Genomic DNA, 14,750 nt, shown 5'->3' on the forward strand with positions numbered 1-14,750 from the left:
TCAGGAACCCGCCTTACCGGAAGCCATGAGATTCCGGCCCGTCGAATGCGCGGTCCCGGTTTCCCTCGACGCACCCAGCTTGAGGTCGTCGATGTCCGTGGCCGTCATGTCCGAGCCCCTGGCCGCATTCGCGACGGCAGCCGCCGCCGCCTTGCTGGCCGACGCCTCCGCATCCGCGTAGTTGGCCATGACCCCCTTCTCGGTCTTTCCCGTCTTCTCCGCCACATCTTCCTTCGCGCTGTCGACGATGGCCTCGGTGATGTCCTCCTGAAGCCATTCGACGACGTCCCCTGCCAGTGGGACCAACTCCAGGTATTTCCCACCGGCCATGGTGATACCGCGGTTGACCCACTTGGCGCTGTCCTCGACACCCTTCACGTACTCTTCGTTCGCATGGGCGGCAGCGCCATAAGTGCCCTGCGCCCTGGCCTCGGAAAGCATGCCCGCGATCTGCCCACCCGGATTGACGGCATTGGCGATCGCGGTATCCAGTTGCGAATGGTCGGCGCGGTGCGCGATGACGTCGCTGACCAAGGCTGTCGTGTGGGTCTGCTGAGCGGTGGTGATCACGCCGTACGCCTCGGGATCCTGAGCCACCACCCCCAAGAACCGCGCCATGTCGGACTTCTTGAAGTCGGCCTGCTCGCCGAAGGTCTTGATCTCCTGCGTACTGTTCGCGGCGGTTGCCTGCAGGTCGGGCATGTACTCGGCGGCCATGCGTCCGAAGTTGCCGGACAGGCCGCCCAGCGCGGTCGGCTCGTCGGCAGTCGGCTTGGCCACGAGTTCCGGGTTGTCGCTGATCTTCTCGACGACCCGTTCCATGACGTCCGTCATCGGGCCGGTGTGCGGTACGGGCTTCGCGTCCTCGTCGCCCGCCGCGCGGCCCGACACCGCCGCTTCCAGGGCGCCGCCCAGCGCCTCTTGCGCCGCGTGCGGGTCGCCCGCCTTCGCCATGTCGAAGCCGTCCGCGTACGGCTTCTTGTCGAGCATGTAGTCGACCATGCCCTGATCCTTGCCGTGCTGACCGCCGACCGGCTCGTCGTCCTTGGTGACGATGCCGTCGCCGTTCGAGTCCTCACGGACCGGCTCGTTGAAGAAGGCCGTCGCCGCGTCCGGGTTGTTGCCCAGCGCCTCCATCAGGCCCGTCAGCGGGTAGAAGCCCCGGCCGCCGCCCTCGCCCTGGTTGAGGACCGAGTCGAGGCCGTACGGGGTGTGGTACTCCCAGGCCTTCGGATCCTTGCGGTCCATGGCGACCATGTCACGGCCGACCGAGGTCAGGAACTCCTTGTCGTACGTGCCCTCGCGGATCAGCGCACCGAGCGCCTGATAGCCGTAGATCGTCGTCACACCGCCGGTGACCTGCATCTCCTTGCGGCCGGCCTTCATCAGCTGGGTCGTCCACGCGGCGTCGAGGTGGTTCGGCACGTCCTTGTGCGTGGCCAGGCCGAGCATCGCCCCCATGTCGCTCTGGATGTTCGCGACTATCAGCGCACGGTCCCTGCCCGCGACGCCGAGACTCGTGGCGTCCAGGGACATGGTGGCGTACATCTCCAGCGTGCCTTCGGCGCCCACCGTCCGGTAGAAGCCCGTCGCGAACTCGGGATCCTCCCGGTTGTCGTCGAGCAGGTCCTCCAGCTCGCGCAGCGCCTCGGGGTGGCGGGCCGTGCCGCCTGCGCCCGCGACCTGCTTCATCAACGCGGCCGCCCGATCCGCCTGTTCAGCGTCGAGCGTGCCGTACTTCGGCGCGGTGAAGTTGTTGTCGTCCGTGACATTGGCCTGGAGCGCGCGGACGAGGGAGTCGTCCGCGTCCTGGGCGTCCTCGACGGCCCGGTCGACCCGGTCCTGCCACAGGCCCTGATTCTTGCGGAGCGATGCCTGGTAGTCCGGATCGTGCTGGGCGGCGTAACGGTCCTGCGCATCGGCCAGCGGGATGGCGGACACCCGCCCGCTCTCGTCTATCCGAAAGCCGGCGGCCGGGGCGTCCGCGACCAGCTTCTTGATCTGCTCCTGGACCGCCTTGAGGGTGGAGTGGCCGTCGCTGAGCAGGAGGTGGATGCCCTTGGCCTCGCGGGCCGCGTCGTCGAACTCCTTGGCCGTTTTGTCGACGAGCGGGCGGGCGACGCCCGCGGTGACGCCGTTCCACTGGGCCGTGTCCGACTTGGCCTTCATCCCGTTGCGGGCCGACTCCGCCAGCTCGTCCAGCTTCTTGACCATCGCGGCCCAGTCGGTGATCGCGGTCTGGAGCGGGCCCAGGGGCGCGTTCATCACGTTCTCGTACGTCGGCACGTGTCCGCCGCCTTCACTACTTGAGGAGCTGGTCGATCTTGGAGGCCGTGAAATCGGCGTGCAACTGCTGCTCTTCCTTGCTGTGCGAGGTGAGGGAGTAGTTCAGGCCGTTGGAGATGTTCGCGCAGGCGGCGACGAGGGTCTTGAGCTGCCTCTCCCAGCGGGTGTTGACCTTGAGCAGGGCCGCCCCACTCGCGAAGCCCTCGCGCGTGAGCGCGCCGGCCGCCTCGACGGTGGAGGCGGCGGCGTGCTTGCCGTCGGTGGAGAGCCGGGTGTGGAGCTTGTACGCCTCGGAGCCGACCTCGCCGATGTGGTCCTGGTCGAGCTCCAGATCGGCACTGCCGCCGCCGGGGCCGGGCGCGGCCGGGACGCTGTTGAGCCGCGTGGAGACGTTGGCGGACGCAGCGTTCCGGGCCGTGGACCATTCCTCGTCGAACGACATGCCGTGGCCTTCTCTTCCGTCTCTGGTGGTGTGCGGTTCAGCGGCGCCGGCGCCTGAGGGCAACGGCGCTGACGGCTCCGCCGATGAGCACGCAGGCACCGAGGCCGAGCGCGAGCCAGGGGAGGGCACCGCTGTCCTCCGCCTTGGCCTCGGCCTGGGGAGCGGGGTCCGCCTGGCCGGAGGGGGAGGCGGAGGTAGGCGCCGAGGGGGCCTTCGTCCCCGTCCCGCCGCCGGCTGCGGCCAGGTCGGGGAGCGGGTAGACGTCCGCGGGGCCGGGGTCGCCGGGATTGGGTACCGCGATGCGGGGGCGGACGACGCCGTAGCCGACGAAGTCGCTGCGCGCGGCGCCGTCGACGGGCTTGCCTGCCGTGTTGATGAGGACCCGGAGCACCTGGTTGTTGGTCCAGTCTGGGTGGGCGGACCAGATCAGCGCGGCAGAGGCGGAGGCGAGGGCGGTGGCGTCGCTCGTGCCGTGGCTTGTGCACAGGCCGGTCTTGCCGCCACAAGCTGTGACGATGTCCGCTCCAGGCGCAGTCAGATCCACCTGAGAACCGTGCTGCGACTCGGCCGTCGCCTTGCCGCCCTTGTCGACGGCACCGACCCCCACCACTCCTGGCGTCGCGGCTGGGTAGAGAACATCATTCGACCCGTCTCCGCGATTACCGACGCCAGCAAAGATCAACTTTCCCTTAGACAGGGCATATTTCACCGCAGCAAGGCGTTCCGGATCTTCATCACCCGAAGCCAGCGAAATATTGATGATCTTCGCTTCTGTGTCGGCTGCATAGCGGATCGCAGAAGTCCAGGCCGCGTTTTTCACGTCAACGTTCCCGGGAACACGAATCGGGAGAATCTTGGCCCCGGGCGCGAGCCCGAATGCCCCGTCCCCACTCGGGTGGTTCCCTGTGGCAGCAATAAGCGCCGCCATGGTGGTTCCGTGCTTATCCCAGTCCGTCCGCTCGTCACCGTCGTACGACGTCGCGAAGTCCTTTCCGGGGACCACTTGCCCTTCCAGTTCAGGGATACGGTCTACACCGCTGTCGATGAGCGCGACCGTGACGCCCTTGCCCGTGCTGGTCTTCCAAATGTCGTCAGCCTTCATCGACGTGAGATGCCACTGTCGCGACCGGATGGTCTCCGCGTGAGCTGGGGTCGCAGCAACCCCGGCCAGCAGCAGACCCACCAGAGCCGCGGTCGCCCTACGCTTTGCCATCCCGTGCAACGTCCGCTCCACTCAGTCGATCACCGGCGGAACGACGTTACGGTCGCCCTGCCACGTTTCTTCGTCCTCGGCCAGGTAGTCAGGGCGCTCGCCTTGCCGGCCGTCGCCACGTCGACCGGGGGCATGCGCACCCGCGCCGCCATGCCCCATCGGGCCCCCTGCAGGCCCCGCGCCCGGTCCACCGCGAATCAGTCCGGAACCGCCCTGGGTAAACGGCTGGCCACCGGAGATTGAGCGACCACCCACATTCGGCTGACGCCCACCGACGACACCGCCAGGCTCAGTTGCAAGACGACGCCCGGCCATGGCGCCGCCGAGACCGCCATGCGCACCGCCACCGCCCATACCCAGGCCGCCACCCATGCCCATGCCACGCCCGGCTGCCTGGCCTCCCTCGCCGCCGATGACCGTCCCTCGGGGAATACTCGCGCCCGGCCCACCGGGCGTCACTGGCCGACCGCCCGAGATCCCACTGTCGCGCGGGGGCAGGCCAGCGACACCGCCTGCTCCGCCACCCTTCCCACCCATACCGCCGGGACTGGGGATCCCCCCAGGACCGAAGCCGCCAGGGCCGACTCCACCGATCGGCTTCTGAACACCACCGCCCGGCGGCAGCGTCAGAGGCGGAACGAACCCTCCGGGAGGGACACCCGGACCGCCGCCCCCTGGTCCGACCGGACCCGGGCCTCCGGGCACCCCAGGGGCAGGGGGAAGGGTCGTACTCGGCGTTGGGCCGACGGTGTCGAGACCGGTGCCAATGCTGCGGTCCGGAGGTACCGGAACGGGGCCCGGTGTCGAACCTGTCGGTGGAAGGCCACTACCGCCTGGTGACGGCTGCGGGCTGGACGCAGAACCGGAATCATGCGACGAACCGCTGGGACCGACTGCTGCCGGGGCAGGCGACGAGCCGCCTCCCCCAACAGCGCCCTGACCACTCCCTCCAGAAGCACCACCAGAACGCGACGTATCGGCGTCCGTGGAAACTCCCTGCGGAATGAACGGATCCGGCAACTTTGGAAACGTCGGAACCTCCGCCATCTCCATCCCAGTAGCCGAAGCCTCGTACCCCTGCGCCAGCTTCGTCATCTGCTGAATCGCCTGCTGCCGGTCGCCGCTCAGCTTCGAGTGTGCCTGCTGGCCGATCTGCTGCGCGTCGGGGTCGTTGCGGTACTCGCGGGCGGCCTCCAGGTTGGCCGCGGCCCCGCTGTCGTACGTCGGCATGTTGGCCTTGACCTCGATGACGACCTGACTGGCCTGCGTCAGCTGCTTGCCGCCCTCGGCGCTGTACTCGCTCAGGCGCAGCGTCGCGTTGCCCGTGCGGCTGACCCAGTCCTGGAAGGCCGTGGCCGATTCGCCTTCCCAGCCGGTCACCCGGTGGTCCTTGAGACTTTCGCCGATCTCCTTGATGATCGCCGCGGCGTCCGTCAGCTGGGCTCCGCGGGCCTTGAGGGTCTCCGCGTTGGCCGAGGCGAGCATGGCCAGCAGCTGCTGGTGCGTGTGGTTCTCGAAGTTCGTCGCCATCAGAGACCCTCCACCTGCGACGTTCCGGACCCGGATGACTGCGAAGCCGAACTGTGCGGGGGCGGCGGCGCCAACGGGTCCCGTTCCGGGACGTAGTTCGCGTCCGCCTGCTTGCTGATCGCCAGCATCCGCCGCTTCGTGTCCTCGTCCACGCCCTCGAAACCACGGCCGCTCGTCTGGATCGCGATGCTGAGCCCCTCGATCTGCTCAGCCAGCCCCTTCGACAGCGCAAGCAGCTGCGTGTGCACGTTCGAGTAAGCCGTGAACAGTCGCTTGGCCTCCGCGAAGCCCTCGCCGAGGGAGGTCTCCGGGAGGGTGCCGTCCGCCAGTTTCTTGTCGCTCGCCGGAGAGCCGTCCAGCTTGGTCAGCAGACCGTCGACCCGCTTCTTGTAGTCCGTCAGCGATTCGTATTCGATCCGGAGCGCGCCCAGAGCCGCCGGCGAGGCCACGCCCACGCCGAAGTCCACTCCGAACACGCCCGGCCCATAGTCCACTGCCACGATGGCCTCCCCGACTCCCCGTCATCCCCGTTTACACCCGCTTCGCACGCATTCGCACACGCACGTCGCCAGTGTCCACAAACACTCTATCGAGAGACACCGACAGGCCCAAGTTCCGGGTTGCAGGTGCAATCAGGGTCACAAGGTTACGAGTTGGGCGCCGCCACCGCCGCCGATGGCCGGATCGGGAGCCTGTTGACGGGGCGGCCCGTGGCCGCGCGGACCGCCGAGGCGACCGCCGCCGGGGCCGTGACCACCGGGACCGCGCTCGCCGGCTTGGCGCCGAAGGGGGCCACCACGTCGCGTTCCTCGACGAGTTTGACGATGCGGACCGTCGGGGCGTCCAGGGAGGTGGGCAGGGCGTAGCCCGTGAGGTCGGGGTGGCGGATCAGGCCGGAGGCCGTGCGGAGGTTTTCCGTCAGGGCCGCGCCCACGCCCTGGATGACGCCCGCTTCGATGCGGGCCGCCAGCTGGCGGGGGTTGAGGACGCGGCCGACGTCCTGGGCGACCGCGAGTTCCACGACGCGTACCGAGCCGAGCTCGATGTCCACGTCGACCACCGCGCGGATCGCGCAGAAGGCGAGGCCCACGAAGGCGTCGCCCTGGCCGTCCCCGTCCAGCGGATCCGTCGGGTGCGGGCGGCACTGGGCCGTGGCCCAGAGTTCCTTGCCCTCCATCGCCTCCGCGACGGTCGTGGAGAAGGCTCCGTCGTACGACGTGATCCGGCCATCCGCGATCTGGAGGAGTTCGGTGGACATGCCGAGCTTGTGGGCCATCGGCTGGAGGAGCTGCGTACGGACCATCTTCGCGGCGCGTTCCACGGCGCCGCCCGAGACCCAGGTGTGGCGGCCGTGGGCGGAGGGGCCGGCCGGCGGCTGGTCGGTGTCGACCGGGGCCGTGACGACCTCGTCCACGCCCAGGATCTCCTGGACGATCTGGCGGGCGAGCGTGGAGAAGCCCTGTCCGGTGTCGACGGCCGCGCAGATGACGGTCGCCGCGCCGCCGACGATCTTCACGGTGGCCGTGGACACCTCGTCGGTGCCCTCCGCGCCGAGCATGTGGACCATGCCGACCCCGTACCCGACCCCGCGCCGTACCGCGCCCGGCTCGCCCGCGCCCTCCAGGCCGCCGGGGAGCAGCCACTCCTCCTCCGGGGTGTCCTTGGGGAGGGCGGGCAGTTCGTGGTCGCGGACCGCGCGCAGGAGTTCCGCCACGGGGGCGGGGCAGGTGACGGTCTGGCCGGTCGGGAGCAGGTCGCCGGTGGCCAGGACGTTGCGCAGGCGAAGTTCGGCGCCGTCGATGCCGAGGGCGGCCGCCAGCTTGTCCATCTGGCCCTCGTAGGCCGCGCAGACCTGCAGGGCGCCTTCGCCGCGCACGTGGCCCGACGGGGGGTTGTTCGTACGGACCGCCCAGCCTTCCACGAAGGCGTGCGGGACGACGTACGGGCCGCAGGCGAAGGCCACCGCCGCGGCGAGGGATTCCGAGGAGGCATCGGCGTAGGCGCCGGCGTCCATCAGGATCTGCGCCTCGACCTTGACCAGCCGGCCGTCCGCGTCCGCGTGGTGGCGGTAGCGCAGCAGCGTCGGGTGGCGGTGCGGGTGGCCGAGGAAGGACTCCTCGCGGGTGGCGGCCAGCTTCACCGGGCAGCCGGTGCGCAGGGCGAGCAGGCCCAGCGGGAGCTGGAACGCGGCGTCCTCGCGGTCGGCCGTCGCGCCCGGGACCCCGGTGACCACGACCCGTACGCGGTCCGGTTCGAGGCCGAAGCAGGCGGCGGCCAGGTCGCGGTCGGTGTGCGGGTCGGTGGAGGCCGTGTAGATCTCCACGCCGCCGTCGGGGCGCGGCACGGCCAGCCCGGCCTCGGCGCCGATGGGGGCGGGGTCCTGGCGGCCGATGCGGTAGAGGCCCTCGACGACGACGTCGCCGGTGGCTTCGGGGTCGCCGTAGCGCAGCGGGATGTGCCGGATCAGGTTGCCGTCGGGGTGCAGGTCGGGGGCGCCGAAGGCCTGTTCGGGGTCGGTGACCGGGTCGAGGAGCTCGTACTCGACGGCGATCGCGGCGGCCGCGAGGCGTGCGGTGTCCGGGTGGTCGGCGGCGACGGCGGCGATGGGCTCGCCGTGGTGGCGGACCACTTCGTGCGCGAAGACGGGCCGGTCGGCGATGCGGCGGCCGTGCGTGGTGGCGCCGGGGACGTCGGCGTGGGTGACGACGGCCCGCACGCCGGGCATGTCGGTGGCGGCGGAGGTGTCGATGGAGAGGATGCGGGCGTGGGCGTGCGGGGAGCGCAGCACGGCGGCCCACAGGAGGCCCTCGGCCCACAGGTCGGCGGCGTAGGGGAAGGTGCCCTCGGACTTGGCCCGGGTGTCGGTGGCCGGGACGGACGCGCCGATGCCGCGCGGGACCGCCGGCTCCGACGGCTCCGCGCCCCCGGGGAGCGGTGTCGTGACCGCTGCCGGGACCGTCGCCGCGTCGTGGGCGCTCACGCCGTGCCTCCCTCGTGGTTGCCGTGGATCCCCTGCATCCCGTGGTTCCCCTGGTTCCCCTGGTTGCCGTGGTTCCCCTGGTGGCTCTGGTTGCCCTGCATCCCGTGGACGCCGCCCTCGCCCGGCGCGGCCTGGTGCGGGATCCGGGCCTCGGCCGAGGCCGCGGCGGCCGCTTCCGCCGCCGACCCGCGCTCGGCCACGACCTCGCGCACGGCGTCGATGACGCCCGAGTAGCCGGAGCAACGGCAGAGGTTGCCGCACAGGGCCTGGCGGGTCTCCAGCTCGCTGGGGGCGTGGTTGCCTTCCAGCAGGTCGTGGATGGTCATGGCCATGCCGGGCACGCAGAACCCGCACTGCACCGCACCCGACCTGCACAACGCCTCTTGCACGTCCGACAGTTCCCCGTCGGTCGCGAGACCTTCCACGGTGCGGACCTCGCTGCCCGCCGCGGTGGCCGCCGGGACGAGGCAGGAGGCGACGAGCCGGCCGTCGACCTGCACGGCGCAGGCGCCGCATTCGCCCTGCGAGCAGCCGTCCTTGGCGCCGGCGAGGCCGAGGCGCTCGCGCAGCACGTAGAGGAGGGACTCGCCGATCCACGCCCCGGTGACGGGGCGGTCGGCCCCGTTGACGCGCAGGACGTAGGAGGCCGACGGGTGCTCGTGGTGGGCGACGGCCGCGGCGTCCGCTCCGTCGGCGGCTTCTTCCTCGTACGTCGCCCCCTCGCCCGGAGCCCCTTCGGCCGTAACCGCCGCAGCCGTCTCGACAGCCAGGTCGGCGCCGTCCGTACCCGGCGCGGGCGCGGCCCCGGCTCCGCCGGCGGCCGGCACGGCTCCGCCGTCACCCTGCTCCGCCTCCCCGGCCCCGGCTCCGGCCGGATCCCCGGCTCCAACTCCGTCCTGGCCCCCGGCTCCGCCCGGGCCCGGCACGCCCGCGCCGAACCCCTGCTCCGCCGCAACGCCCCCGGCTTCGTCAGCACCCCGGGCGTCATCACCACCCCGGGCGTCACCCTCGTTCCCCGGATGCGGCCGCTCCCCCGAGTCCGGGACCTGCGCCGGACCGTGGGCGGCTTCGATGTCGTGCGGGGCCGGGTAGCCCGGCTCCCCGTCCAGCGGGGTACCGACCCCCGGGCCGCCCAGCACGCGCGGTCCGCGCCCCGGGGCCGAGCCGGAGCCGAAGGGTCCGCCGGCCGGTGCGGAAACCCCGGGAAGCACCCCGGAGCCCAGCGGGTCGAAGCCGAGCCCGTCGGAGCCCGGCCCGTCCCCGCCCGGCTGCTGCGCCACGTACCCGCGCGCACCCTCGAAGTCCGGATGGGCCGCCCACGGTGCCGCCGCCCCGCCGGGCAGCGTCGCGGGGGCCTGGCTCCAGTCGGCCGAGGCCGCGAGCTGCCCGAAGCTGCCCGTGTCGCCGGCCCCGCCCGGGGTCCACACGTCGCTCGCCGCCTCGGGGAACCGCCACTCGGCGGTGGACCCCGGCTCGTGCACCGCAGCCCGGCCCCCCGCGAAGGGCTCGCCGAAGGGCTCCGCATAAGACTCACCGAGGGGCCCCGCGAACGGCTGCGCGAAGGGCTCGCCGAAGGGCTCCCCGACGGGCTCGGTCACCGGCTCCGCCACCGGATCCGCGAACGCCGCTGCCACCGACGCCGGAATCGGCACCGACGCCGGGATCGGCGCCCGCACCGCGGCCCCCGAAGCTCCCACACCCGCACCCGCGTCCGCCGGAGCCGCCGCACCCGCCTCCGGCCACTGCACCGGGATCGTCCACGTGCCCGTGGCCGCCGGATCCGTACTGCCCGTACCCAGCGGCACGATCATCGGCGGCGGCACGTAGCCGTGCCCGGGGGCGGCAAGGGGCTCCCCGGTTCCGAGCGCGTCCAGCATGTCCTGCGGCAGTTTCACGAAGGCCGTCGCGTCGGAGTCGTACTCGCCGCCGTGCGGCACCGGCTCCCAGCCCCAGTGGGGTCCCGCGGATCCCGTGGGACCCGCCGCACCCGTGTTCTCGTTCTCACTCATGAGCTCAGCGCCCTCCCCAGGGCCCTCCGTGCCAGCACGGCCACCGTCCGCCGCAAATGCAGTACTGCGGGAGCCACCGGCTCCCCCTGGTCGGGCACGCACGCCGCCGCGACGTACTCGCCGAAGGCTTCCAGCGCCTCGGGGGCCAGACTGCGGTCCCCGTCCCAGTCGATCAACGAAGCAACCCACTGCTCGGCTTCCAGCGGCCGCAGCGGCATCGGGGCGACCGCGCCGATCGCGCAGCGCACACCCCGGCGCGCGGGGTCCAGTACGAGCCCTACGGACGCCACCGCGCGCCCCGGTCCCGTACGGCCCGTGGCCTTGAGGAACACCTGCGGCGCGTGCAGCAACGGCACCCGCACGAAGCCGATCAGCTCTCCGGGGCGGAGCATCTCCCGGCCGGCCAGCAGGTGCGAGACCGGGATCTCGCGCCGCGATCCGCCGGGCCCGACGATGACGAGTACGGCCTCCAGCGCGGCCAGCACGGGCAGCGCGTCACCCGTCGGCGCGGCCGTGGCGATGTTGCCGCCCAGCGTGCCGGCGTTGCGGATCTGCGGCGGGCCCGCGGCGCGCGCGGCGGCGGCCAGGGCCGGGATCAGGGCGGCGAAGTCGGGCCGGCCCATGCGCGCGTGCGTGAGGCCGGCGCCGAGCAGCGCGTGGCCGTCCTGGTACTGCCAGCCGCGGATCTCGTTGATCCGGCCGAGGCCCACCAGGGCGGCGGGGCGCAGGAGTCCCGCGTTGACGGCGGCCATGAGGTCGGTGCCGCCGGCCACGGGGACGGCGGCGGGCATGGCCGCGAGCGCCGCCACGGCCTCGTCGAGCGAGGCCGGCAGCGTCACGGACTGCTCCGCGTTCCCCGCCCGCGGGTCGCTGCGGGGCCCCTGGGACGAGTCCCGTGCCTGCGGTGCGTGCGGTGCGTGCGTGGTCAACCCAGCTGCCCCTTCCCGATGTCCCGGTCCCGGCGCTCACGCCTGTCCGCCGTACGGTACGTGCTCACCGCCGGGACGTGGCAACTCTGGCACATCTTCCGGAGCACCGGACGCGAGGGTCCACCGCCCGCGCACCACCGGCGCACCACCCCCGCAAAGCCCCCCGTACCGCCCCCCGTACGGCCCCCGCACCACCCGCGCGATCCTCCGGCGGCCCCACCGCGATCCGGCCGCGGTCCCACCGCGACCCCGTCGTGATCCGGCCGCGACCCCGCTGCGATCCGGCCGTGACCGGGTCCCGCTCCGGCAACGCCGCGGCCTCGATCCCGCGCCGACGGCGCCGCGTTCCCGCCGGGGCTCCTCCCCGCGGGGGGCGGGCGGGGGGGCTCGTCACACGTTCGGGGGCGCTCCCTCGATCGGGCGGCCGAGCACCCCGGGCCTGCGCTGCCACGGCAACGGGCCGCCCGGCGGCCGGTAGTCGACCCCGAGGGCGTCCAGGCGCCGGTAGTGCGCCGTCATCCGTGCCTCGAAGTCCGCGTAGTCCCGCTCCCCGGGCTGGGGCAGCCGGGACCAGACCACCTCGGCGAAGGCCGCGAGGCGCGGGAACACCTGGTAGTCGACGCGGCTCTGGTCCTCCATCACCTCGGTCCACACGTTGGCCTGCGCGCCCAGCACATGGGCGGCGGCCTCGTCGGACAACTTCGGCGGTACCGGCTCGAACCGGTACACATCCTCCAATGTCCGTACGTACCCGATGGGCATCGGCTCGTCCTCGCCGCCCGCCTGACGGTGGTCCAGGTACACCTGCTGCTCGGGACACATCACCACGTCGTGGCCGGCCTCGGCGGCGGCGATGCCGCCCGCGTAGCCGCGCCAGGAGGACACGGCCGCTCCCGGGGCCAGCCCGCCCTCCAGGATCTCGTCCCAGCCGATGAGCCGGCGGCCGCGCTCGGCGAGCCAGCCGTCGAAGTGCCGGATGAACCAGGACTGCAGACCGTCCTCGCCGTCGACCCCCAGCTCGCGGATCCGCTCCTGCGCGACCGCGGAGGCCTTCCACTGCGCCTTGGGGCACTCGTCGCCGCCGATGTGCACGAAGGGCGAGACCTCGGCCGGGAACAGCTCCAGCAGCTCCTCGAAGACTCCCTCGTAGAACCGCAGGACGGCCTCGGTGGGCGCGAGCACGTTCTCGTTGATGCCCCAGTCGTCCCACACCCCGAGCGCGGCCGTGTCCACCACGTCCGTGTTCCCGAGCTCCGGGTACGCGGCGATCGCGGCCTGCGAGTGCCCCGGCACGTCGATCTCGGGCACCACCCGCACGTGCCGCTCGGCGGCGTAGGCGACGATCTCGCGGATGTCGTCCCGGGTGTAGAAGCCGCCGTGCGGGGTCTCGTTCCACAGCGGCGAGGCCCGGTGGCCCCACCGGCTGCGGGCGCGCCAGGCGCCGACCTCGGTGAGCTTCGGGTAGCGCTCGATCTGCACGCGCCAGCCCTGGTCGTCCGTCAGGTGCAGGTGCAGCACGTTGAGCTTGTGGGCGGCGAGCAGGTCGATGTACCGCAGCACCCCGTCCTTGGGCACGAAGTGCCGGGCCACGTCGAGCATCAGCCCGCGCCAGCCGAAGCGCGGCCCGTCCAGGAGGTCCCCGACCGGCAGCCGCCACACCGCGCCGGGCAGCGGCGCCCGCCGGCAGGCGTCGGGGCCGAGGAGCTGACGCAGCGTCTGGGCGGCATAGAAGAGGCCCGCCTCGTCGGCGCCCTCCAGGAGGACGGAGCCGGGTGCGACGTGGAGCTCGTACGACTCCGCCCCGGTCCCCCGCCCGATCCCGGGGCGCAGCGCGAGCCGGATGACCGGGCGTTCGCCGTACGCCTCCCCGCGGACCGGGGCCGGCAGCAGCCAGCCGGTGGCGGCGCCGAGTTCGCGGCGCAGCCAGCGGGCCGTGCCCTCGGTGCCGGGTGCGGCGTCGAGCAGCGGGTCGGTGAGCTCGAACGTGCCGCCGTCGGGCAGGAATCGCGCGTACCGCGGCTCCGGGATCAACTCGGGCATGGCCTCGACTCCTCCACCGTTGCATCATGTGCAACGTACGTTTCACAGGGCGCTGTCGCGGCGACCCTAACCCGCCCCCGGGGCACGGCAAAGGCCCCCGGACGCACTGGTGCGCACCGAGGGCCTTCGTCCCGTTCCAGGAGGGCCGGACGACGACTACTTGCCGTCCTTGCCGCCCTTGTCCTTGTCCCCGCCGGGGCCCATGGACTCGTAGATCTCCTTGCACATGGGGCAGACCGGGTACTTCTTCGGGTCCCGGCCCGGAACCCAGACCTTGCCGCAGAGCGCGACGACGGGGGTGCCCCCGAGCGCGCTCTCCATGATCTTGTCCTTCTGGACGTAGTGGGCGAAGCGCTCGTGGTCGCCGTCGCCGTGGGACACCTGCGGCGTCGGCTCTACGAGGGTCCCCGTACCAGTCCCGCGATCGGGCTCAAGAGTGCTCATGACTGCCAGGGTACCGAGTCCCTCGCGCGCGAGGGATTCCGCGGCGGCCGCCCCGGCCCCGGGCCGCCCCGGGCTCAGTTCAGCGACGGGTCGTCCGCGTACGTGGCCACCATGGCCAGCCCGCTGCGCTGGCGCCGCAGCACGGCGCGCCAGAGCCGCTCGGGGTCCGGGAAGGAGACGTCACCCGGCTCCGAGTCGACCACGTACCAGGCGCCGACGCCCACTTCCTCCTCCAGCTGCCCCGGGCCCCAGCCCGAGTAGCCGGCGAAGATGCGCAGGCCCCCCAGGGCCGCCGCGAGGAGTTCGGGCGGGGCCTCCAGGTCCACCAGGCCGATCGCCCCGTGCACCCGGCGCCAGCCGAGGGGGCCCTCCTCGCCCGGGATGACCGCCAGGCCCAGCGCGGAGTCCAGCGCCACCGGGCCGCCCTGGAAGACGACTCCGGGGTCTTTGGCCAGCGGAGCCCAGGGCAGCAGGACGTCACCGACGCCCACCGGGGTGGGGCGGTTGAGGACGACGCCGAGCGAGCCCTGCTCGTCGTGGTCGAGCAGCAGCACCACCGCGCGGTCGAAATTCGGGTCCGCGAGGGCGGGGGTGGCCACGAGCAGCCGCCCTGTGAGGGAGGACACCTCGGTCATGGCCACATGATCTCGCACATTCGCCCGCGAGGGGGAGTGGGCGGCGCATCCGGACCGTACGCAGCTCAGGGCGCACGGCGGCAGTACGGGGCGCGCACGGGCCGCCGGCCGGACCCGGCGCGGAAGGAGACGCTCCGCCACCTGGCGGGCACCCAGGGTGTTGTACCGAATTCATGACAGTCCTACGGCCCCGTCAGCCTTACGAACAGGGGGGTCATGCCCCTTACCCTTTTCACTGGCCC

11 protein-coding genes are annotated in these 14,750 nt (G+C 72.4%); all 11 read right to left on the reverse strand.

Annotated elements, in window-relative coordinates:
* On the reverse strand, nucleotides 1–2,286 hold the full coding sequence (locus tag MTF69_RS23495; protein WP_243337312.1) for a hypothetical protein: 2,286 nt from the start codon (nucleotides 2,284–2,286) through the stop codon (nucleotides 1–3).
* 16 nt (nucleotides 2,287–2,302) lie between these two features.
* Nucleotides 2,303–2,728 (reverse strand): hypothetical protein, encoded by a 426-nt coding sequence (locus tag MTF69_RS23500; protein ID WP_243337314.1) that lies wholly within the window; start codon nucleotides 2,726–2,728, stop codon nucleotides 2,303–2,305.
* 37 nt (nucleotides 2,729–2,765) lie between these two features.
* Entirely contained in the window at nucleotides 2,766–3,911 is a 1,146-nt protein-coding gene (mycP, locus tag MTF69_RS23505) for a type VII secretion-associated serine protease mycosin (protein ID WP_374323617.1), read from the reverse strand.
* A gap of 51 nt (nucleotides 3,912–3,962) precedes the next feature.
* Complete coding sequence (locus tag MTF69_RS23510) at nucleotides 3,963–5,471, reverse strand: WXG100 family type VII secretion target (protein WP_243337478.1); 1,509 nt, start codon at nucleotides 5,469–5,471, stop codon at nucleotides 3,963–3,965.
* Complete coding sequence (locus MTF69_RS23515) at nucleotides 5,471–5,971, reverse strand: hypothetical protein (protein WP_243337317.1); 501 nt, start codon at nucleotides 5,969–5,971, stop codon at nucleotides 5,471–5,473. The genes MTF69_RS23510 and MTF69_RS23515 overlap by 1 nt, the downstream gene beginning before the upstream one ends.
* A gap of 146 nt (nucleotides 5,972–6,117) precedes the next feature.
* The gene (locus tag MTF69_RS23520) at nucleotides 6,118–8,451 is read right to left on the reverse strand and encodes a xanthine dehydrogenase family protein molybdopterin-binding subunit (protein ID WP_374323620.1); all 2,334 of its coding nucleotides are present in this window, start codon (nucleotides 8,449–8,451) and stop codon (nucleotides 6,118–6,120) included.
* Nucleotides 8,448–10,460: a (2Fe-2S)-binding protein gene (locus tag MTF69_RS23525; protein WP_243337319.1), complete on the reverse strand. Its 2,013-nt coding sequence runs from the start codon at nucleotides 10,458–10,460 to the stop codon at nucleotides 8,448–8,450. Before MTF69_RS23525 ends, MTF69_RS23520 begins: the two co-directional genes overlap by 4 nt.
* On the reverse strand, nucleotides 10,457–11,389 hold the full coding sequence (locus MTF69_RS23530; protein ID WP_374323622.1) for a xanthine dehydrogenase family protein subunit M: 933 nt from the start codon (nucleotides 11,387–11,389) through the stop codon (nucleotides 10,457–10,459). Before MTF69_RS23530 ends, MTF69_RS23525 begins: the two co-directional genes overlap by 4 nt.
* Before the next feature lie 390 nt (nucleotides 11,390–11,779).
* Nucleotides 11,780–13,429, reverse strand: a complete 1,650-nt coding sequence (locus MTF69_RS23535; RefSeq protein ID WP_243337321.1) for a beta-N-acetylhexosaminidase — start codon at nucleotides 13,427–13,429, stop codon at nucleotides 11,780–11,782.
* Nucleotides 13,430–13,585: 156 nt separating this feature from the next.
* Nucleotides 13,586–13,873, reverse strand: a complete 288-nt coding sequence (locus tag MTF69_RS23540; protein ID WP_243337322.1) for a DUF3039 domain-containing protein — start codon at nucleotides 13,871–13,873, stop codon at nucleotides 13,586–13,588.
* A 74-nt stretch (nucleotides 13,874–13,947) separates the two neighbouring features.
* Nucleotides 13,948–14,508, reverse strand: coding sequence for a YqgE/AlgH family protein (locus MTF69_RS23545; RefSeq protein WP_243337324.1), 561 nt, complete (start codon nucleotides 14,506–14,508; stop codon nucleotides 13,948–13,950).
* Nucleotides 14,509–14,750 lie beyond the last annotated feature (242 nt).

It is taken from the genome of Streptomyces sp. AP-93, assembly GCF_022808175.1.
Classification (GTDB): Bacteria; Actinomycetota; Actinomycetes; order Streptomycetales; family Streptomycetaceae; genus Streptomyces.